The sequence below is a fragment of the Mesorhizobium sp. WSM4837 genome (genome assembly GCF_055811435.1).
This window is the reverse complement of record NZ_JBVVQE010000010.1, coordinates 24,854-45,377: the sequence shown is the minus strand read 5'-3', so window position 1 is coordinate 45,377 and position 20,524 is coordinate 24,854. Positions and strand designations below refer to the sequence as shown.

22 protein-coding genes are annotated in these 20,524 nt (G+C 62.7%); 8 read left to right on the top strand and 14 right to left on the bottom strand.

Translation table 11 applies throughout. The features are described from left to right. Both AC0L3D_RS07980 and AC0L3D_RS07975 read left to right on the top strand, forming a co-directional pair. The gene (locus tag AC0L3D_RS07980) at positions 1-2,277 is read left to right on the top strand and encodes a xanthine dehydrogenase family protein molybdopterin-binding subunit (protein WP_023799103.1); all 2,277 of its coding nucleotides are present in this window, start codon (positions 1-3) and stop codon (positions 2,275-2,277) included. After that, a complete protein-coding gene (locus AC0L3D_RS07975) occupies positions 2,265-2,510 on the top strand; it encodes a MoaD/ThiS family protein (protein WP_473643804.1) in 246 nt (81 codons plus the stop codon). The genes AC0L3D_RS07980 and AC0L3D_RS07975 overlap by 13 nt, the downstream gene beginning before the upstream one ends. A 207-nt stretch (positions 2,511-2,717) precedes the next feature. Here the strand turns inward: AC0L3D_RS07975 and AC0L3D_RS07970 are convergent, their stop codons facing one another. The 4 genes from AC0L3D_RS07970 to AC0L3D_RS07955 form a co-directional block, all read right to left on the bottom strand. Then, positions 2,718-4,274, bottom strand: a complete 1,557-nt coding sequence (locus tag AC0L3D_RS07970; protein WP_473643803.1) for a serine hydrolase — start codon at positions 4,272-4,274, stop codon at positions 2,718-2,720. A 126-nt stretch (positions 4,275-4,400) separates the two neighbouring features. Next, entirely contained in the window at positions 4,401-4,583 is a 183-nt protein-coding gene (locus AC0L3D_RS07965) for a hypothetical protein (RefSeq protein WP_287284381.1), read from the bottom strand. A gap of 344 nt (positions 4,584-4,927) precedes the next feature. Continuing rightward, positions 4,928-5,569 (bottom strand): peroxiredoxin-like family protein, encoded by a 642-nt coding sequence (locus AC0L3D_RS07960; RefSeq protein ID WP_473643883.1) that lies wholly within the window; start codon positions 5,567-5,569, stop codon positions 4,928-4,930. Positions 5,570-6,082: 513 nt separating this feature from the next. Further along, positions 6,083-6,973 carry a LysR family transcriptional regulator gene (locus tag AC0L3D_RS07955; RefSeq protein ID WP_473643801.1) on the bottom strand — a complete coding sequence of 297 codons (891 nt, stop codon included), beginning with the start codon at positions 6,971-6,973 and terminating at the stop codon, positions 6,083-6,085. 103 nt (positions 6,974-7,076) lie between these two features. On the opposite strand from AC0L3D_RS07955, the gene AC0L3D_RS07950 reads away from it, so the two are divergent. Then, complete coding sequence (locus AC0L3D_RS07950; protein WP_091599220.1) at positions 7,077-7,946, top strand: SDR family oxidoreductase; 870 nt, start codon at positions 7,077-7,079, stop codon at positions 7,944-7,946. Positions 7,947-7,985: 39 nt separating this feature from the next. Beyond that, on the top strand, positions 7,986-8,459 hold the full coding sequence (locus tag AC0L3D_RS07945) for an AtaL-like protein (protein ID WP_473643799.1): 474 nt from the start codon (positions 7,986-7,988) through the stop codon (positions 8,457-8,459). Between the two features lie 101 nt (positions 8,460-8,560). Here AC0L3D_RS07945 and AC0L3D_RS07940 read toward each other — a convergent pair whose 3' ends face one another. From AC0L3D_RS07940 to AC0L3D_RS07915, 6 genes are all read right to left on the bottom strand, one after another. Next, positions 8,561-9,319 carry an ABC transporter permease gene (locus AC0L3D_RS07940; protein WP_473643797.1) on the bottom strand — a complete coding sequence of 253 codons (759 nt, stop codon included), beginning with the start codon at positions 9,317-9,319 and terminating at the stop codon, positions 8,561-8,563. Further along, positions 9,316-10,092, bottom strand: coding sequence for an ABC transporter ATP-binding protein (locus tag AC0L3D_RS07935; RefSeq protein ID WP_473643795.1), 777 nt, complete (start codon positions 10,090-10,092; stop codon positions 9,316-9,318). Before AC0L3D_RS07935 ends, AC0L3D_RS07940 begins: the two co-directional genes overlap by 4 nt. Further along, entirely contained in the window at positions 10,092-11,138 is a 1,047-nt protein-coding gene (locus AC0L3D_RS07930) for an ABC transporter substrate-binding protein (protein ID WP_473643793.1), read from the bottom strand. The genes AC0L3D_RS07935 and AC0L3D_RS07930 overlap by 1 nt, the downstream gene beginning before the upstream one ends. 68 nt (positions 11,139-11,206) lie before the next feature. Then, positions 11,207-11,644, bottom strand: coding sequence for a VOC family protein (locus AC0L3D_RS07925; RefSeq protein WP_023799114.1), 438 nt, complete (start codon positions 11,642-11,644; stop codon positions 11,207-11,209). A 2-nt stretch (positions 11,645-11,646) separates the two neighbouring features. Then, complete coding sequence (locus AC0L3D_RS07920; protein ID WP_473521433.1) at positions 11,647-12,375, bottom strand: FadR/GntR family transcriptional regulator; 729 nt, start codon at positions 12,373-12,375, stop codon at positions 11,647-11,649. Positions 12,376-12,386: 11 nt separating this feature from the next. Further along, positions 12,387-13,838, bottom strand: coding sequence for an FAD-binding oxidoreductase (locus AC0L3D_RS07915; RefSeq protein ID WP_473643792.1), 1,452 nt, complete (start codon positions 13,836-13,838; stop codon positions 12,387-12,389). Positions 13,839-14,029: 191 nt separating this feature from the next. Between AC0L3D_RS07915 and AC0L3D_RS07910 the strand changes: the two genes are divergently transcribed. The 4 genes from AC0L3D_RS07910 (at position 14,030) to AC0L3D_RS07895 (ending at position 17,752) form a co-directional block, all read left to right on the top strand. Then, the gene (locus AC0L3D_RS07910; protein ID WP_023799117.1) at positions 14,030-14,770 is read left to right on the top strand and encodes an ATP-binding cassette domain-containing protein; all 741 of its coding nucleotides are present in this window, start codon (positions 14,030-14,032) and stop codon (positions 14,768-14,770) included. Continuing rightward, complete coding sequence (locus AC0L3D_RS07905; RefSeq protein ID WP_473510536.1) at positions 14,760-15,869, top strand: ABC transporter permease; 1,110 nt, start codon at positions 14,760-14,762, stop codon at positions 15,867-15,869. Before AC0L3D_RS07910 ends, AC0L3D_RS07905 begins: the two co-directional genes overlap by 11 nt. A 53-nt stretch (positions 15,870-15,922) precedes the next feature. Next, complete coding sequence (locus tag AC0L3D_RS07900) at positions 15,923-16,927, top strand: sugar-binding protein (RefSeq protein WP_287307569.1); 1,005 nt, start codon at positions 15,923-15,925, stop codon at positions 16,925-16,927. Positions 16,928-17,002: 75 nt separating this feature from the next. Continuing rightward, complete coding sequence (locus AC0L3D_RS07895; RefSeq protein ID WP_091599240.1) at positions 17,003-17,752, top strand: glucose 1-dehydrogenase; 750 nt, start codon at positions 17,003-17,005, stop codon at positions 17,750-17,752. 69 nt (positions 17,753-17,821) lie between these two features. Here the strand turns inward: AC0L3D_RS07895 and AC0L3D_RS07890 are convergent, their stop codons facing one another. The 4 genes from AC0L3D_RS07890 to AC0L3D_RS07875 form a co-directional block, all read right to left on the bottom strand. Continuing rightward, positions 17,822-18,352, bottom strand: coding sequence for a dihydrofolate reductase family protein (locus AC0L3D_RS07890; protein WP_473643881.1), 531 nt, complete (start codon positions 18,350-18,352; stop codon positions 17,822-17,824). A 168-nt stretch (positions 18,353-18,520) separates the two neighbouring features. After that, entirely contained in the window at positions 18,521-19,054 is a 534-nt protein-coding gene (locus AC0L3D_RS07885) for an SRPBCC family protein (protein WP_473643790.1), read from the bottom strand. Further along, a complete protein-coding gene (locus AC0L3D_RS07880) occupies positions 19,051-19,458 on the bottom strand; it encodes an ArsR/SmtB family transcription factor (RefSeq protein WP_023799123.1) in 408 nt (135 codons plus the stop codon). The genes AC0L3D_RS07885 and AC0L3D_RS07880 overlap by 4 nt, the downstream gene beginning before the upstream one ends. 148 nt (positions 19,459-19,606) lie before the next feature. Further along, positions 19,607-20,242, bottom strand: a complete 636-nt coding sequence (locus AC0L3D_RS07875; protein WP_128246956.1) for an ankyrin repeat domain-containing protein — start codon at positions 20,240-20,242, stop codon at positions 19,607-19,609. Positions 20,243-20,524: the final 282 nt, after the last annotated feature.

Below are 20,524 nucleotides of genomic sequence, written 5' to 3'. Positions count from 1 at the left end.
ATGAACTTCGATCCGCGCTATTCCGGACGCAATTTCGCCTCCGTCGGCACGCGTCCCATCCGCCCCGACGGCGTTGACAAGGTAACGGGCCGCGCGCGCTATGGCGCGGATTTCAACATGGCCGGCCAGTTGGTCGGGCGTGTCCTGAGAAGCCCGCACGCGCACGCCACGATCAGGAAGATCGACACCTCGAAGGCGGAGAAGCTCAACGGCGTGAAGGCGGTGATCACCGCGGCCGACCTGCCCGACCTCACCGACGGCGATGCCGCCATGTACGACATCCTCGACAACTGCATGGCGCGCAAGAAGGCGCTCTATGACGGCCATGCGGTGGCCGCGGTCGCCGCGGTCGACGCCCGCACGGCAAGGCAGGCGCTGAAGCTGATCGAGGTCGACTATGAAGTGCTGCCGCACGTGACCGATGTCGACGAGGCGATGAAGCACTCGGCGCCCGTGCTCGACGACACCATCTTCACCGAGGGCCTTGAGCAAAAGCCCGTCAAGCCGTCCAACGTCACCAAACGCAGCCAGTACGGCCATGGCGACATCCATGAGGGATTTGGCCAGGCCGATTACGTCGTCGAACGCTCCTTCAAGACCGAGCAGACGCACCAGGGCTATATCGAGCCGCATGCCTGCGTGGCGAGCGTCAGTCCCGACGGCACCGCCGACCTCTGGGTCTGCACGCAAGGCCATTTCGTCTACCGCCAGCACTGCGCTCAGCTGCTTGGCATGGAAGCCTCCAAGCTGCGCGTCACCTCGTCGGAAATCGGCGGCGGTTTCGGCGGCAAGACCCACGTCTGGGCCGAGCCGGTGGCGCTGGCGCTCTCGCGCAAGGCCGGCCGGCCGGTCAAGCTGGTGATGACGCGCGACGAGGTGTTCCGCGCCTCCGGGCCGACCAGTGCCACCTCGATCGACGTCAGGATCGGCGCCCGCAAGGACGGCACGATCACCGCGGCCGAGGCGACGCTGCGCTATTCCTGCGGCCCCTATGCCGGCATGTGGGCCGAGCTCGGCGCCATGACCGCGTTCGCCTGCTACAATCTCGCTAACGTCAGGACGGTCGGCTACGAAGTGCTGGTCAACCGGCCAAAGACGGCGGCCTATCGCGCGCCATCGGCGCCGATGGCGGCGTTTGCAGTGGAAAGTGCCGTCGACGAGCTGGCCAAGGAGATCGGCATGGATCCGGTCGAGTTCCGGATCAGGAACGCCGCCCAGGAAGGCACCCGATCGTCCTACGGCCCGGTTTACGGCCCGATCGGCATCGGCCCGACGCTGGAGGCGGCGAAGAACCATCCGCACATGCAGGCGCCGCTGGGCAAGAACCAGGGCCGCGGCATGGCTTGCGGCTTCTGGTTCAACTTCGGCGGCCAGACCTGCACCGACCTCAACATCGGCATGGACGGCTCGGTCTCGCTTGCCGTCGGCACGGTCGATGTGGGTGGTTCCCGCGCGTCGCTGTCGCTGGTGGCGGCGGAGGAACTCGGCATCGCCTATGAGCAGATCAAGGCGGTGGTCGCCGACACCTCCAGCCTCGGCTACAACGACATGACGGACGGCAGCCGCGGTACCTTCTCCTCCTCGATGGCGACGATCTCGGCCGCCCGCAACGCCATCAAGATCCTGCGGGAACGCGCCGCGCAGATGTGGGATGTTCCCGTCGACGACGTGCTCTGGGAAAACGGCCACGCCATCGCCAAAGGCGAGAAGTACGGCAACCTTGCGGCGCTGTCTCTGAAGGAGATCGCGGCCGGGTCAGGAAAGACCGGCGGGCCGATCGCCGGCCACAGCGAGCTCGTCGCCGATGGCGCCGGCGTCTCCTTCGCCACCCATATCTGCGATATCGAGGTCGATCCGGAGACCGGCGCCACGAGGGTGCTGCGCTACACGGTCGTGCAGGATGCCGGCAAGGCGGTGCACCCGACCTATGTCGAGGGGCAGTACCAGGGGGGTGCCGCGCAAGGCATCGGCTGGGCGCTCAACGAAGAGTACGTCTACGGCAAGGACGGGCGGCTGCAGAACCCCGGCTTTCTCGACTACCGCATCCCGGTCTGCTCCGACCTGCCGATGATCGACACGCAGATCCTCGAGATCCCCAATCCCAACCACCCTTACGGGGTGCGGGGCGTCGGCGAAACCTCGATCGTGCCGCCGCTGGCGGCGATCGCCAATGCGGTGTCGAACGCCGCGGGCGTGCGGATGACGCATATCCCGATGTCGCCGCCGCGGATTCTCGCGGCGATCGAGGCGGAACGGGGAGGCCGATGGTCGAAGTAACGCTCTGGGGATCCCTCGGCGCGCTCGCCGGAGGCAAGAGCAAGGTCGAGATCGAGGCGAAGGATATTCGGGAGCTGTTCAGGAAGCTGGCTGAGCAGTATCCCGGCTTCGAGCCCTACATCGACCGCGGCATCGCAGTCGCTATCGACGGCGTCATCTATCGCGACACCTGGTCGAAGGAATTGCCACAAGGCGCCGAGATATTTCTGCTGCCGCGGCTGGCGGGGGGATAACTGGCACAATCTTACCTCGGAGCGCTGCTGCGGTGCAGAACCTTTGATCGCGGAGGTACAGCGCGAGGGGGGCGCGAAGGATCGCTACAGAGCGCTTTTATTCTGAGCCGCAGCATTCTTCGGCTTATGTAACGGAATGGATCCCAGGGTCTGCGCCGCGTCGCTTCGCTCCTTGCTCCGCCCCAGGATGACGAAGGCGCAGGGGAACTAATCACCGAAGCGCTTCAGTGTGCCGAGATTGTTATCGTCGAGAAACTCTATGGTCATGGCCGACGCCTTGCCGTCGGGGCCGATGTCGAAGCCTACGGCCGAGGGCCTGTCCGGCGTCTCGGCGTCCGGGAAGGTCAGGAAAAGGTCGCCGTCGAAATGCTTCAACGAATAGGACCGGGCGCCGGCTGGCCCGACCTTGAGCGCAAGAGCGTCCCCCGCAGTCGACACGACCGCATCGCCGATGAAATCGTTGAAGTAACGGCCTGCATAGGCACTGGCTGGCCGGGCCGGACTTGCCGGAGACGGTGGCGCGGCATAGGTGGCCTTGGCCGCCGCGACCGCCGGGCCGAACAGGCTCGCATAGATATCATCCCATGCCTTGATCCAGTCCTTCTCGACCGTTCCGTCGAAGACGAGATCGGCGAAGCTGTCGGATAGACCTTCCGGCACGCCTGTCGAAAAGGCGTTGGCGACGATGACGATGCCAAGCTTCTTCTCCGGAAAGAGTGTCACCAGGGTACGGGCGCCGACGCTGAACGCGCCGGCATGGCCCCAGCTCAGGCCGTGACGGCCGAATTCGATATTCCAGCCGAGACCGTAGAAGGACTCGCCGCCGGAGACGGGGTTCTTGCCGCGCGCCATCAGCGGCACATGCGTCTGGTCCAGCGCATCGGCCTTAATGAGGGTCTCGCCGGCATAGACTCCGTTGCCGAGCACGAGGCGCACCCATTGCGAGAGATCGCGTGCCGTGGAGCTGACGCCGCCCGCCGGCGCCTGCGCATCCGGATCGCGCTTTACCTTCGCGGCCCAGACGCCGTCGATCTTGACGTGGAGCGCAGCGCGATTGGCATGCTTGATGAAGTCCGCATGACGGGAGCTGGTCGAAACCATTTTAAGCGGCCGGTAGAGTTTCTCCTCGGCGACCTCTTCCCAGGACTTGCCTGTCGGCTTCGCGGCCGCGACGGCACCCTCGGTCAGTCCGAAATTGCTGTAGGAATAGCCGGCGCGAAAGCTCGACGATGGCGACACGAACCGCAGGCGACGCAGGATCTCGGCGCGATCGTAGCCAATGTCCTCGAGGTCGTCTCCGGCGGTGCCGGGAAGTCCGCTGCGGTGCGAAAACAGGTCGCGGACCGTGAGTTCACTGGTCGGATAGGGCTCGGACAGCCGGAAGGCCGGATCGAGATCGACGATTTTCGCGTCCCAGGAAACGATGCCCCCGCTGACCAGCGCCGCCACTATCGTTGCCGAGACCGGCTTGGAGAGCGAGGCGATCTGGAACACCGTATCGGCGTCGACGGTCTCCGGCTTACCGGCCTCGCGACGCCCGAACCCCTTGAGGAAGACCACCTTGTCGTCATGGACGACGCCGATGGCGAGACCAGGCACCCCACCATCCTCGACGACGCCTTCGGCGAGCGCCTCGAGCTTAGACAGGGCTGCCGCGATCCGGTCAGGCGTAATGGTGTCGGCCGACGACGCATGCGGCGAAAGCACCATGACGGCGATGAAGGCCTGCGTCCCCCAACGGCGGAAATTCCGACCCAACCCCACGCTCGAGCTCCTCCCCTGCAAGCACTGTCATACTACAGGCCGACGCAGGGAAGGCCAGCCCTCGCCTGCGCGATACAGCAAAGTCCGCTGCGCGACGCCAAGCGGCCATCCCCGGGAGCCAACCGGTCAAAAATATCGAACGGACCATCGCTCGGCGGCGACGACCGTCATGAAGAACCCGAACGACAACAGCGATGAGAGCACGATAGCGGCGTCGAGCCGGTCGAACCAATAGTTGAAGGCCGCGTCGACGATCGTCGCCAAGACCTTGTCGGACCCGATCCATTCGCCAACGATCGCGCCGACCACCGCGGTCGCATCGCGGCGGTAAGCCGCCGGAGGCGGCGCCTAGTGCTGAAAGCCTGACGCTTGCTACCCGACGCGTAGGGCAGCTCAGGGTGGAAACTTGCCGTATGCGCGCCTGTCGGAACGACGTGATTGCATTGCGGCAAGGAGCGGACGTCGCCCCGCCTAAGCGGCTTGCTCACTCTAGCGTCGGGGCGGTCCGCAGACCGTTGAATCGAAATCGCTACGAAGCCCACGGGCAGACCTTAGCCTCCCGCGCTGAGCATTTCGATGATTGTTAAATCCAAAGAATCACCACAGGACGGTGGCCGTCGAGCGAGTTTTCAGCAGCCCATTTCCGCAGCCTATTAATGTGCAACTTGGGAAGCTGCCGACATCAATTCCTCGGGATTCGGCGCTCTGAAGGTGTTGAGGCCATCCTCCAGAACTTCAGTGAAGTTCCAGCGTACGATGCCCGCCCGGTCGATTAGGAACTGACCGACAAGCTGCGCCTGGCTGGAAGCCATCGCCTGCTGATCGACTTCCGTAATCTCATATCCTTCCTTCTTGTTAAGAAATTCATTCATTGCCATGACGTCCATAGGCTCGGGCAACTCGCCCGGGAGATGGAACGGTATCGCCATGACCGTGTCCATCCCGACCTCGCGCAAGCCGAAAGCACGGTGCGAGGCTCGCTCCGGGTCGGATGCGGCGAGAAGATCGGGTGCCGGGTGGTAACGGAAATAGAGCCGCGCCCGCTCGACCGGCGTATTGACCACAGCCAGGCATTCGACGCCTTTCTCACGCAGGGCCGGCTTGAGTTGCGCCATCGCCGCGACATGGCGCCGGCAGAACGGACAGTGCAGGCCTCGGAACAAACCGATCAACAACGGGCTTCGGCCTCGAAAATCATCGAGCGCGATCTTGCCTTCGCGTGAGATCGCATTGAGCACAACATTCGGTGCCCCGTCGCCCGGCTGCAGCGGGCGGTCAACACTACTCGTGGACATGGACAACCTCCTCGCCCCGGGGTCAGTCAGGGAAAGCAGCACACCCAGCGTTTCGGAGGCGATCAAGTGCTGGGGCGAAAGCTTCCTGTGCCAAGGCAATAGCTTTCGACCTCTGCCATATTGCCGAGGTCGAGATTACGCGCGCTGCAAGCCCATCATAACACGAAAAAGCATCTGCGGGTGCCGCCAAATGTGGTGAATTACCTTACGCGAGCGCACTCCCGAATGCTCTTGCGCTGAAGGTCAGGTTCCCGACCTCGATTTGGAGGTTCAAGTCTGCAACGCCCAAGGTCGTCAACGGGTCGGTTCTTGCCGTCCACCGGCACCAAGCGTCAGACTTTCACCCCTAGGTTCTGTTGACAAAGTGCATCGGAAGACAGGCCATAGTTCCAGCACATTTTGCTAAGCAGGCTGGCATGGGACGTGAGTTCATCCATGACGCTGGCAAAGCGCTTCTCAGTTTTCGTTTTTTTGTTGCATAGGACTTTCTACGCCCGAACGCGGGTTCGGTCATCACCTGCCAATATAGGCGGCTAGTTCGTCCGGCGTCCCATTTGGGAAGGCCTGTTTTAGAAAATTCAAGAACGCCGACACTCGCGCGCTGAGTAGCCGCCGAGATGGGTAGAGCGCCCATAGAGCGATCTCGGGGCCGTCGATATCCCCCCATAGTACCAGCGTGCCGTCAGCCAAGTCGTGGGCCACCAACGAAATGGGAAGACGTGCTGCACCGACGCCGGCTCGCACCGCATCCCGGACCATGATGAGCATCGACAAGGCGAGGACAGGCTCGATTGCAATTGTTGACCGGCCACCTTGTGTCTTCACGTGCCATGTTTGCCGATCGCCCCCCCAGCGCGCGACGCCAGGAGCGGCGAGTCCACCACTCGCGCGAGGAAGGTCAGGGCTCGCCACTACGACCAGGCGGTCGCGGAGAAACGCCCGTCCAACCAGGCTTTCGTCGGGATCTGGATTGACTCGAATTACCAGATCGTAGCCTTCCTCGATCATGTCAACAGGCCGATCCTCAGTCGTAACCTCCAGCCTCACCTCCGGATATTTAAGGGCAAACCCCGCAGCAATCCTCCCCATTGCGGTCTGAGAAAAAAGCAAAGGTGCGCTAATCCGTAATCTGCCCTTGGGTCTCTGACCGCCCGAGGCAATCGCCGAAGCTGTCTCGTCCAGTTCGGCAAGCAGCGCCCCTGTCCGCTCGAAGAGCGCCCGTCCTTCTTCGGTGAGCTTCAGGCTACGCGCACCCCGTTCAAACAGGCGCAGATCAAGGCTGCTTTCCAATTCTCCAACGCGCCGGGACAGGGTCGCCTTAGGCCGGCCGGTGGCCCTTGCCGCTTTGCCGAAACCACCGTGGCGGGCAACGAGATTAAAATCGGCGAGGGCAAGAAGATCCATGTATGTTCCACCAGCGAGACGGTGCGTCTAAAATTTCAGCCTGTTGGACGCTCAGTGAGCCACACATATTAGCCGTGTCAAGCAACCCAACAGGAGAAATTTCATGACCATTCTCGTTACCGGGGCCACAGGCAATATTGGCCGCCAAGTCGTCGAACACCTCGTCAAGCGCGGCGCTGATGTACGTGCTCTCGTCCGCGATCCGTCGAAAGCCAACTTCCCGGCAGGCGTATCCGTCGTGCAAGGCGACTTTCTCGATGTCGATTCGCTGCGCAAAGCCATGTCTGGAGTTTCCACTCTGTTCCTTTTGAACGCCGTAGTTCCGGACGAATTCACCCAAGCTTTGGTCGCGCTGAACGTCGCCCGATCGGCCGGTATCGAGCGGATCGTATATCTGTCGGTGATCCACGCTGACGGCTACGTGAACGTGCCCCATTTCGCTGGCAAGTTCGGCGTCGAGCGAATGATCGAGCAGATGGACTTCAAGGCTACGATCTTGCGCCCAGCTTACTTCATCCAGAACGATCTGATGATCAAAGACGTCATCACCGGCTATGGCACCTACACAATGCCGATCGGCGACAAGGGTCTCGCCATGATCGACGTCCGTGATATCGCCGAGATCGCCGCCCTTGAGCTGCTGCGCCGTGAACAGGCCGCAGAGCCGCTTGCGATCGACTGGATCAACCTCGTCGGTCCAGAGACACTGACTGGGGCGGATATCGCCGCCATCTGGTCAGACGTGCTCGCCCGCCCGATCAACTACGGCGGCGACAATACCGAGGATTTTGAGCAAAATCTCAAGCAGTTCGTGCCCGCCTGGATGGCCTACGACATGCGTCTGATGGGCGAGCGCTTCTTCACCGACGGGATGCTGCCTGGGGCCGGCGACGTCGAGCGCCTGACTGCCCTGCTCGGACGTCCACTGCGCCCATATCGAGCCTTCGCCTCGGAAACCGCTGCCTCCGCCTGACGGAAGCGCAGCCCCTGTCTGATCACAAGGACTGTCATCATGATTTATTCAACTGCCACAGTTCCGGTGAACCGGGAAGGCGAAGTCCCATTGACGCGCGCTCAAGTGTGGAAGGGTCTCGAGCTGAAAGCACGCGACGCCCGCTTGTTCCTTGTCACGGGTCTCTGCACCCGTTGCGACGTTGCGGAGGAAAGCGCTACCCACTTCGTGCGGGAGGCCACGATCGGTGGCCACGACCTGCGCGAAATCGTCACGCTCGAGCCGGAAAGCAAGGTCACCTTCTTCCAGGCATCCGGTCCGCGCGAGGGAGCGATTGTCAACGAACTGTTCGAAGATGGAGAAGGCGCACTGCAGCTTCGCTTCTACTGGTACATTGGCCTGCGCGGCAAAGAGCCAAACGGTCGCGAGGAGCAGGCCGAGCAGGCTCAGTTCGCCAGCGAAAACGGCTACAAGGCCGCCCTGCTGTCGACGCTGAAGCGGACCCGCGAACTGCTCGCAGCGGGAAAGCTCTAATCATCGCCAGAAACACAAGCAACAGGGCGGCTCTCAAGGAGGCGCCCTGCCTTCGCGGGAACAAATGATGCTACGTCCGTCGCCGACGCGTTCAGCCGCCTCTAACGGTATCGAACCGACCATCGCTCAGCGGCGACGACGGTCATGAAGAACCCGATCGACAACAGCGATGAGAGCACGATGGCGGCGTAGAGCCGGTCGGACTGGTAGTTGAAGGTCGCCTGGATGATCAGCGCGCCGAGACCTTTGTCGGAACCGATCCACTCGCCGACGATCGCGCCGATCACCGCGGTTGCCGAGGCGATCCGCAGCGAAGCGAAAAGCATTGGCAGCGCGCGCGGCAGGCGCAGGCGCCAGAATACTTCCCAGCGCGTCGCCGACAGCACGCGGAACAGCTCGTGCTCGCTGGGGCTCGCCGATTCCAGACCCCGGATCATGTTGATGAGCGTTGGGAAGAAACAGATCACCGCCGCGATCACGATTTTGGGCAGCATGCCAAGGCCGAAGATCAGGATGACGACCGGGGCCAGCGCAAGGACCGGGATCGTATTGAAGAACAGCACGACCGGAAAGTAGGCAGCCTGCAGCGTACGGCTGTGCACGAAGACGACCGCCAGCAGCATTGCGGCGAGGTTGCCGAGCACGAAGCCGGAGAGCGCCTCGATGGCCGTCGGCCAGAGGTTCGACAGGAGAAGCGATCCGCTCCTGGCAAACACGCCTGCGATCGCGGTCGGCGTCGGAACGATGTATGCGGGCACGCCGGCAAGCGGTAGCAGGACCTGCCATGCGAGAATGAGCGAGCCGGCGCCGAAGATCGGCAGCGCAGCCTGTGCGAACGGCGAAAGCGGGCCTTTTTTCACGAGGCCGCTCCAAGGGCGGAGCGCATCCTGGCCATTGCCGCGACGATCGCCGGATCCTCGCGCGAGCATCTGTTGTCCGGCCACTTCAGCGGACGAAGGTCGTGGTCGGCGACGATCCGGCCGGGATGGGCGGCAAGCACGATCACACGCTGTCCGAGATAGACCGCTTCGGCAATGGAATGCGTGACGAACAGCACGGTCGTTCCGGTCCGCCGCCAAAGATTCAGCAGTTCGTCGTTGAGGCGATCGCGGGTGATCTCGTCAAGTGCGCCAAAGGGTTCATCCATCAGAAGCAGACGTGGCTCGCCAAGCAGCGCCCGGGCGATCGCCAGCCTTTGGCGCTGTCCGCCGGAAAGCTGATGCGGCAGGCGCTCACTGAGGGCCGACAGGCCGACGAGTTCGAGCAGCTCGTCGGCCCGGTCGTCTATCATGCGCGACAGGCTGCGGCGGCCGACCTGGATCGGCAGCCGAACATTCTCGCGCGCCGTGCGCCACGGCAAAAGGGTCGAGTCCTGGAAAACAAAACCTACGCCGCGGCCGGAGCGCACCGCCGACGGCGTTTCGCCCATCACGCGTATCGTGCCCGCGAGCGGCGCCAGAAGATCGGCGACAACCCGCAGAAACGTCGACTTTCCGCACCCCGAAGGCCCGAGGATCGACAGGAACGTCCCGGCCTCGACTGTCAGTTCGAGGCCGGAGATCACCGTCACGGGCGAGCGCCGGCCGGGATAGCCGACGTCGAGCCCGGAGGTTTCGATGGCCGGCGCGGCCATCAAGAGGCGGGCGCGCCGAGCTTCGGCCGTTCAGCCGCAGTGAGTTCGAGAAGCTTCGTCGTATAGACGTCCTCGGCCTTCGGCCTGCCGTTCGGGTATTGGCCAATCTGGTCAAGCAGCGCGATCTGGCTCTCGATCGAGGCAGGATCGAAGGTGCCCCATCCATCCTTTTTCGTGTTGTCGTCGAACGACAGTTTCAGCACCAGGGGGATCGTCTTCTTTTCCCAGCCCGCGTCGATCTCGGGATAGGCCGCGACAAGCTTGTCGACCGCCTGCTCGGGATTGGCGTGGACCCAGCCCCATCCTTTGGCCACCGCGCCGATGAATTTCGCCAGGGTCGCGGAATTGGATTCGATGGCGCTGTCGGTCGCGAAATAGACATTGGCATAGGACGCCAGGCCGAGCTCCGACAACAGCAGATCGATGCGATCGTCACCGACGACGCTGAGCGCCTGCGTGTTGGTGATCCAGCCGCCGATCGCATCGACGTCGCCACGAACCAGCGGCGCCTTGTCGAACCCGACATTGACGATGGTGACCTCGGAAGGGTCGATCTTGTTCTTCGCGAGCATCGCGTCGATGGCGAAGCGCGCGGTCGGCTGCGTGCCGATCCGCATCCCCTTCAGATCCGCCACCGACCGGATCGGCTTCTCCGGTTTCGACGTCAGCGCATAGGGCCCGGTGCGATAGCCGCAGGCGATTATCCTCACCGGAACGCCGCTCGCCCGCGCGGCATAGAGTTGAGGCGATTCGGAGAATTGGCCGAGCTGAGCGGCACCGGACACCACTGGCGGCACGGTGGCGGCGTTCGGCCCGCCGGGGCTGAACTCCACTTCAAGCCCAGCTTCGCTGAAGTAGCCATTGGCGACGGCTGCGACGTCGCCGATCTGGCCGTTCGACATCAGCCAGTCATACTGGACGACGAGCTTGGCGGCTGCCGAGGCGCTGGCGCCGAACAGCTGAAGTCCCGGCCCGAAAGCCGCCAGGCCGGCGGCGCCGGCCTTCAGGATCGATCTGCGATTCCACTGCGATGCGTTCCCACTCATCTTCTTGCTCCTTTGTTGGACTGCTTGCATGCGGCGCGGCCCTTTCTTGCGAGGCCGTCGCGATCCAATCACACTTGCGTGTCGTGATAGTCGCCCGGTCCCGCGCCGGTCCAGGCATAGAGTTCCCACAGCGTCCCGTCCGGATCGTGGAAGTAGGCGCAACGCGCGTTCCAGACATAGTCGCCGGGCGGCCCGACGAACGGCACGCCCTTGTCCGACAGTTCGGCGTAGAGCCGGTCGACCTCGCCGGCGCTTTCGAGTTCCATGGCGACGCACGCCTTGTGCGCCTGCTTCGGTGAGCGGACATTCGAGACGCCGCAGTGGCGATTGATGTGGTCCAACTGCCATGCGGCGAGCGTCACGCGCTCGGAATGAAAATCGACAAAGCCCTCGGCGCGGCGTCTGATCCGGTAGCCAAGCTTCTGCGTGTAGAAGTCGATGGTGCGGTCGATATCCTCTACAAGCAGGCAGATATCGGTGATCGCCTTGGTCTGCCCGAGCGACATGGTCATTTGCCTCGATTGATCGCGGTGAGCTCGACACCTACGCGCGATGCGGCGCCTTCGATGTGCCGGCGCATCGCCTCGCCGGCAGCTTGTGGATCACGCGCGGCGAGCGCGTCGTAAATCCGCACGTGTTCGGCGACGTTGACCTCGACCAGGTCGTGGAGCGGATTGGTGAGGCGGGCATAGTGGATCGACTGGCGGATCTGCTCGCAGACGAAGGAAATGAAGGTGTAGATGTAACTATTGCCGGTCGCCCGGGCGATCGCCCGATGGAAAAGCAGATCGGCCTCGATGCTGCCATCCTCCCAGCGCTCCTCGCCGCCCATGCGGTCCAGCGCAGCCTTGATTGCGTCAAGATCATCGGATGTACAGCGCGCCGCGGCCAGCGTGGCGGACTCGGTCTCCAGGATGCTGCGCAGCTCGAAGAGCTGCTCCATGTTGCGCTGGTCTTTCAGCGCCTCACGGTCGATCCGGATGGCGGTCCGCTGTTCCGGCGCCATGACGAATGCCCCTACGCCCTGACGCGCCTCGATCATGCCATCGGCGCGAAGCTGCGCGATCGCTTCCCTGACAACATTGCGGCTGACGCCGAACTTGTCGGCGAGCTGGCTTTCGGTGGGGAGCCGGGCTCCCGGGATGATGTCGCCGCCCTCGATCTCGCGGCTCAGATGCGAAGCGACGCGATGCGGAAGCGCCTCCACGCTGCCGATGATGGACGAACGCTGCTTCATGCGGCTTTCCCCTACAAATCGCCCGGACCAGGCATGAGACACGCGGGATTGAACAGGCCTGCCGGATCGAAGGCTGCCTTGATCGCGGTATGAAGCTGCCGTTCGCGTTGCGACAGGCCGGCCCAGAACACGTGACTGCGGTTGCGACCGACGCCATGTTCGGCACTGAACGAGCCGCCGAGCGCTCCGACCAGCTCGTAGAGCCGGGCCAAAACCGCCTGCCCCACGGTCCTCGCTTCGCCGGGCTCGCAATCTATCGGAGGCAGCACGTTGAAATGGATGTTGCCGTCGCCCGCATGGCCATAGGTCAGGGATGCCCAGCCAGGCCAGTCGCGCACAATGCACGCGCGTGCTTGCTCGATCAACGTCGGCACCTGGCTGAGGCGAACCGAGAGGTCGGTGCGGACATGAAAGCCGCGCCGCGCCTGCCCCTCGACCAGGCCCTCACGGATGGCCCAGAATGTGGCGGCCTGCGAGCGGCTTTGCGCGACGACGCCGTCCTTGATCAGGCCGGTCTCAAGCGCGCGCGCCAGCATAATTTCAAGAAGGCCGCCCGCATCTATCCCTGGCCCACAGGCGAGTTCGACGATCGCGTGTACCGGACATTCTCGCGTCAACGGCGAGCGCAGATTCGGATCGATGAGATGGACCAGCGGCAGGCACTCCTCGCCGATGACCTCAAACGCGCTGAGAAGGTCGGAGCAGAGATGCCTTGCCATCCGGAACAGCTCGCACGCCTGGCGGAAGCTGCCCAGTCCGACATAGGCGGTCTCGACCTGCGTCGGCCGGGGCGAGAGCCTTACTTCGACGCCGGTGACGACTCCCAGCGTCCCTTCCGAGCCGATCATCAATTGCTTCAGGCTGTAGCCGCGATTGTCCTTGCGCAGCCCGTTCATGCCGTTCCAAAGGGTGCCATCCGGCAGGACCGCCTCAAGCCCGAGCACCAGGTCACGCGTCATGCCGTAGCGCAGCACATTGATGCCGCCGGCATTGGTCGCGACATTGCCGCCGATCGTGCACGATCCCTGTGCGCCAAGCGCGAGCGGGAAGGTCATCTCGGATGCTTCAGCGGCGTCCTTGACGTCCTGCAGCACGGCCCCGGCATCCGCTTGCAGCGTGAAGTCGAGCGGGTCGACGCGGCGTATCCGATTGAGACGCTCGAGCGACAGCACTGCGTAGTCCGAATTGTCTGGAATGGCGCCACCGGCAAGTCCGGTATTTCCACCCTGTACGACGATGGCGATACCGCTCTGCGAGCACCATCTCACAAACGCCTGGACGTCTTCCACCGATCCTGGACGCACGATGAAGCGGGCACTTCCGCACCTGTCGCGGCCCCAATCGATGAGGTAGCGCTCCGCCTGGGGCGACTGGCCGTCTATCAGCGCATCACCCGCCAACTGCGCAGGCAGCTCAGCAATTGCGCCGGAAGCTTCGCGTTGAGAGGGGCGATCCGTGATCATCGGGTCAGATCATACGGTCATCCTACAACTTCGCAAGTCCTATTCTTCTCGATGCTCCAGGGTCCACCTGCCCCGCTAAAAACGGATGCCGGTCTCCTTCGAATAAGGATTGTGTCGAATACATTTCGCTGATTAGCTATCTTGCATAAGTCCGGGACAAGATTGGCAAATGTTGTCCGGGGAGGACCGCGATGCCGGTGCTTGAGGTTCGCCACGTTTCGAAGAATTTCGGGGCCATCCAGGCCCTGAGCGACGTCAGCTTCCAGGTGGAGCGAGGCGAAGTCGTGGGTCTGATGGGGGACAACGGCGCCGGCAAGTCCACCGTGGTCAAGACCGTGGCTGGCAATTTCCCGCCGAGCGACGGCGAAATTGTCGTGGACGGCGAGGTTTGCCATTTCCATAAACCCGTCCAGGCCCGCGCCAAGGGGATCGAAGTCGTCTATCAGGACCTGGCGCTCGCCGACAATCTGACGGCGGCGCAGAACGTCTTCCTCGGCCGCGAGATCAAGAAAGGTTTCTGGCCGATCAGAGTGCTTGACAAGCAGGCGATGATCGACCGCTCGGCAGCGCTGTTCAGGGAACTCAAATCGGAAACCAGGCCGCGCGATCTGGTCAAGAAGATGTCCGGTGGGCAGCGCCAGGCGGTAGCCATTGCGCGAACCCGGCTTTCAAACGCCAAGCTGGTGTTGATGGACGAGCCGACCGCCGCCATCTCGGTGCGCCAGGTGGCGGAAGTGCTCGAATTGATCCGGCGCCTGAAAGCGCAGGGCGTCGGCGTTATGCTGATCAGCCACCGCATGCCTGACGTTTTTGCCGTCGCAGATCGCATCATCGTGCTCAGGCGAGGTTCCAAGGTTGCCGACAAGGACACCGGCAACACATCACCGGAGGAAATCACAGGACTGATAACGGGAGCCATCCGTGGCGAATAGTGTTCAGGAATCGGCCGGGAACGCCGGCCAGCCGGCCATGTCGGACTTCGTCCCGACCAAGGAACAGACAGCTTTCCAACGCGTGATTTCAAGTCAGCCCTTCTGGGTGACGATCGCGCTGATCGCGCTGGTCATCTTGATGACAGCGATGGAGCCTAGCTTCGGCACCTCCGAAAACGTCGCCAATGTGACGCGCAATCTTGCGCCTTTCGGCATCATGGCGCTCGGCATGACGGTCGTCATCATCACCGGTGGCATCGATCTGTCGGTCGGCTCGATCATGGGCCTCGTGGTCATCGTCGCCGGCCTGTTCCTAACCTGGCATTATCCCTGGTACATCGCTTTCGCCATGGGCCTTTTTTCCGGCCTGGCCTGCGGCGCGGTCAACGGATTTTTTGTCGCCTATGTCGGAATGCCGTCCTTTGTCGTCACCCTCGGCATGCTGTCCGTCGCGCGCTCGCTGGCGGTGGTGTTCTCGGCCAACCAGATGCTTTACCAGTTCGGGCCCGATGCTCCGATCGTGAAGGCGATCGGCCAGGCGAAATGGCCCCGGCATGGACCCGAGGACTGGGCGCCGCACTGGATACCGGAACTGTCGTCGCAATTCTGGACCATGGTGGTCCTGGCGCTGATTGTCGGCTTCGTGTTCAATTTCACTGCCTGGGCCCGGCATCTGTTCGCCATCGGCGGCAATGAGGAGGCGGCGCGGCTCACCGGCGTTCCGGTCGACTGGATCAAATTCCAGGCCTACCTTTTCTCGGCCTTCACCGCCTCGATCGCCTCGCTCCTGCTGCTCGGCTACAACGGCTCGGCCATCAATGCGATGGGCCAAGGCTATGAGCTGCGCGTCATTGCGGCGACAGTGATTGGCGGCGCCAGCCTGATGGGCGGCGCCGGCACGGCTTTCGGTGCCGTCATCGGTTCGGCGTTCCTCGAAGTGATCAGGAATGCGCTGCTGATGGCCGGCATCGATTCAAACTGGCAGGGTGCCTTCGTCGGCGCCTTCATCGTTCTTGCGGTTCTTTTGGGCATGCAAACCGGCGGCAAATCGATCCTCGCCGCGTCGCTGGCAGTCCTGATGCCCAAAAAAAGCCGCTAGAAACCCGCCGGCGGGAGGCCTGCGGGACATCACACCAAGGAGGAGAACTTCACATGAAGAAACATCTGCTGACGGCGGCTGTCGCGCTTGGCGCCATGGTGCTCGCCGTTTCCGGTGCCGAGGCGAAATACACCTTCGCCCTGGTGCCGAAGAATATGAACAATCCTTTCTTCGACCAGGCACGCGACGGCTGCAAGAAGGCCGAAGCCGAATCGAATGGTGCCCTGGAGTGCATGTATATCGGCCCCGGCGAGCATGGCGGCGGCGACGAGCAGGTACAGATCGTGCAGGACCTCGTGGCCAAGAGGGTGGACGGTATCGCCGTGTCGCCATCGAACGCTGCGGCGATGGCGGTTGCGCTGCAGGCCGCCAAGGACGCGGGCATTCCGGTCCTCACCTGGGACTCGGATCTGCTGCCCGAGAACAAGGACCTGCGCGTCGCCTATATCGGCACGCACAATTATGAGATCGGCACGAACCTCGCCAAGCTCGCCATGCAGATCAAGCCCAAGGGCGGCACGATCTGCATCCAGTCGGGCGGCGCGGCGGCGGCCAACCACAATGAGCGCATGCAGGGCATTCGCGACACGCTTTCGGGGACCAAATCGGCTGCCTCACCCGGCGACCGCCTGACCGGACAGAACGGCTGGACCGAAATCGAGGGCTGCCCACTCTACACCGACGACGACTTCCCGCGCTCGGTGCAGCAGTTCGAGGACATCATGGCGAAAAACCCGAACCTCGATGCGTTCATCCCAACCGGCGGCTTCCCGCAGTTCATCCCCGATGCCAACCGCGCCGCGGTCGCGCCGTACAAGGACAAGATCGCCTCGAAGGCCCTGGCCCTGGTCGTCGCCGATACGCTTCCCGTACAGATCGACCAGATGAAGGAAGGGTTCTCGCTCGGCCAGGTCGGCCAGCGGCCGTTCGAAATGGGCTACAAGACGATGATGGCGCTGAAGGACATGAAGGACGGCAAGGCTTCGCCGGCCGACCCGACCTATACCGGCCTTGACATTTGCACGCCGGAGACAGCGGATACCTGCATCGCTAAATAGCGCTCCAAATAGCCTCATTGGGCGGGAGGAAACTCCCGCCCTTTTCATAGCCCGCCCTTTTCTTGGGGGATATCAATGTCGGAATTGTTCTCGCTCAACGGCCGTGTCGCGCTGGTCACCGGTGCTTCGCGTGGCCTCGGCTTCGCCATGGCCAAGGCACTTGCGGAAAACGGCGCGACGGTGATCGTCAATGCCCGCGATCCGGCCGCGCTGTCCGCGGCGGCCGAAAGGATCGGTGCCGAAGCCCAGCCGTTCGATGTCACCGACGCGGCGATCTCGAGGGCGTCGCTCGAAGGGATCGTCGAACGCCACGGCCGCCTCGATATTCTGGTCAACAACGCCGGCATCCAGCATCGAAGTCAGTTGGTCGAATGGCAGGACGAGGATTTCGACCATGTGATTGCCGTCAATCTTTCGGCTTGCTTCCGCATGATGCGCGACGCGGTGCGCCTGATGCTGCCAAACAAGTTCGGGCGCATAATAAACACTGGATCGGTTGCAGCGATCCTTGGCCGTCCCACCATTCACGCCTATGTGGCGGCAAAGGCGGGCCTGCACGGGCTGACACGCTCGACCGCCGCTGAACTGGGCCGTCACGGCATCACCGTCAACGCGATCGCCCCCGGCTATTTCGCTACCGAGCTCAACACCGCACTTATGAGCGACGAGGCCTTCACCAAATGGGTCGAGGCACGAACCCCGGCGGGCCGCTGGGCCCAGCCTGAGGAACTCGGCGGAGCCGTGGTGTTTCTCGCCTCAGACGCTGCCGCCTACGTCAACGGCCATGTGCTGGCCGTCGACGGTGGGCTGTCGGTTTCCCTCTGACCGGCGACGTGCCTTTCAGGAATAAATTTCAGCCGGGCAGCGCTGCGAAATCTGCGAAGACCGGCTGAGTTAGCCAATTCCAAAGACCAGGCTCACGCGCCCATCTGTGAGCTGCTGAACCTTCCGCAGTTCAAGCCCACGACGATTTTGCGTTGCTCCAAACAGCGCCTTCCCTTCGCCGACGAGCAGTGGATAGAGGATAAGCCGCAGTTCATCCACCAGCCCGGCATCGATGAGGCTCGCGGTCATTCGCGCACCGCCCATGAGATAGATATCCTTGCCCGGCTGCTGCTTGAGGCCAGCGATGTCTTCGAGGCTCCGCACGACGCGCGTCTTTGGCCAGGCCGCCGAAGTCATCGTGTTCGACAGCACATAATGCGGGGTATGTTCGGCAAAGCGGGCCCATTCGAGCTCCTCCGGCGTCGGCAATTTGCCGGTCATCGGCAACGGCTTGTCCGGCTCATTCTGGATCGCGCTCCAGTAGCGCTCGTAGCCGGCGTACATGATGCTCCCGAGCAGGCAGGCATCGATTTGCGGCATCAGCCCATACTCCTCCGACCACGCGTCGACCCATTCCGCGTAACCCTCGGGTCCCTCCATCTTGCTGTCGACGGAAATCTTCATTCCGGCGATCAATTTGCGCATGACTTCCTCCATCAGGCTTGCCCAATGCAAGCACGTTTCATCGTTTCATCGTTGCTGGTGTGCGAGCCTCCACGGGCGAATGCCGGTGGAGGCTGGGCGGTGACTTCAGCCGACGCGGTCGTGTCAGGCCGGCAGGCGGCGGTCGTATTCTGCCCGCAGGCGGCTCCAGCCATCCCAGAACGAGGTCGGCGTCTTTCCGGCGAGGCGGGCGGCCAGCATGTCGAGGTGCATGTGCCAGCCGGCGGTGACGTTGAGCTGGATTGCGCGTTCCGGCAGCCGGCGATGGATGACGGTGAGCAGCACATCATTGCCCTTCGGCTCCAGCAAGAAGGAAACCCCGCCGGTGTTTCCCCAGGTAATGGCGAGCTTGCAAGGTTGATCGAGCTCGGTGATCCGGCCCTCCATCCGATGCTCTTCGGGAAAGCCCGCGGGGCGCTGGCCGGGCGGATCGGTCAGTTCGTCGTTACGCCAGATCAACTCGAACGACGTGCCGGCCTTCATTTCCATCTGGCCAGCAGCCATCCACTGCCGGCGCAGGTCGCTCTCGGTGAGATAGGCCCAGACCCGCTCGATCGGGCCGGGCAAAAGCCGCTGGATGGTGAACGTCGCGGGCTCGGTCAGCTCGCCATAGGCTTCGATGGTTTTCATCTGGTTCATTGGTCGTCTCCTTCTTTTGAGGCGGGCGATTTCCTGGAATCATCCTGGGCCCAGGAATCACCCGGGGCTTTGCGTGCGTCCTGCTCGCGAAGCAGACGCTCGAGGACGTCGAGACGGTTGGTCCAGAAGCGCTCGTAGAAGCCGAGCCATTGGTGGGCGCTGGCCAGCGGTCCGGGTTCGAGGCGGCACAGATGTGTGCGGCCCCTCACCTCGCGACGAATAAGCCCTGCATTCTCCAGCGTCTTGATGTGCTTGGAGGCGGCCGCCAACGACATGGCGAAGGGTTCCGCCAACTGGCTCACCGTTCGCTCGCCGCCGGCGAGGTCGCGAAGCATGTGCCGGCGGGTGGCGTCGCCAAGCGCGTGAAAAACCGCGTCGATCTGGGGTGTCTCTAATTCAACCATGTAGTTGAATATGGAGGCACGCTTTCGAATTGTCAACCGATTGGTTGAATGATCTTGGAAGGGAGTTCCACAGGCGGTCTGCGGCGATCGAAGACATTCGGCAAGTGCAAGGGCCGCGGACATGGTCACCGCGGCGGAAGCGGGACCTTCACTTGCCTTCGAAGAAAGTATGAATCGAGACTTCCAGCTTTTCGATGAGTTGAGGGTTATGGCAGCTTCCAGCCCAGATCAGGGCGTTCAGTCTCATATCCTTGTTGAGAAAGTTCATTTTCCGGGAATCAAGCAGGTATCCCGCGACCTCGTAGTGCCGTCCCTTGATAGCCTCGATAAGCGCGTTGTTTCTTCCGGTCTTGTCAGTAAGATTCACGTCGGCGCCATTCTCGACAAGCAACTTAACGACATCCAGATGCCCGTTCTTTGCTGCTTCAATAAGGGCCGTTCTGCCGTAGTAGTCGGCTCTTGCATTAATCTCTATTTCGGGATGTTTCACGAGGGCTAAAATAGAGGAGTAGTGGCCCTTGGCCGAAGCAAGGCTCAAAGGCGTGCTCTTCCATTTGTTTCTGGAATTCACATCGATTGCTGGGTGTTCGATCAACGCCTCGACCGCCGCGGTGCGGGCATTGAGGGCTGCGAGATGAAGGGCTGACCAGCCGCCGCCGTCCGCCTCGTTGATATTGGCGCCGGCCGCCAATTCCGCTCGAACGGCCCCCGCATCGCCGCTTTCTGCCGCGATCAGCAGATTCGACCAACCTCTCGCCCCTTCGACTTCCAAGCTCTCGGTCAATGCAGTCGCCTCCCCGAACGCTCCCTGCAGGATACCATTGTTCCGGTTCGGCCGACATCCACCGAATGACCGGCTTCCATCGAAAAGCCTTTCTCATTCGACGGTGTCCGCAAATACAATCCGAGAGGGGAAGAAGGAGAAGATAGCGAACCTGAGCTTGAGCGAGAGGCATGATGCCTTTGAGTGCCTGACCTAAGAGCGCAACTGCGTCCGACTGACTTCACTCGCAAGCAGAGTGGCGAGGACGCCGAAGTCGGACTGGCTGGTTGGTAATCGGCATGG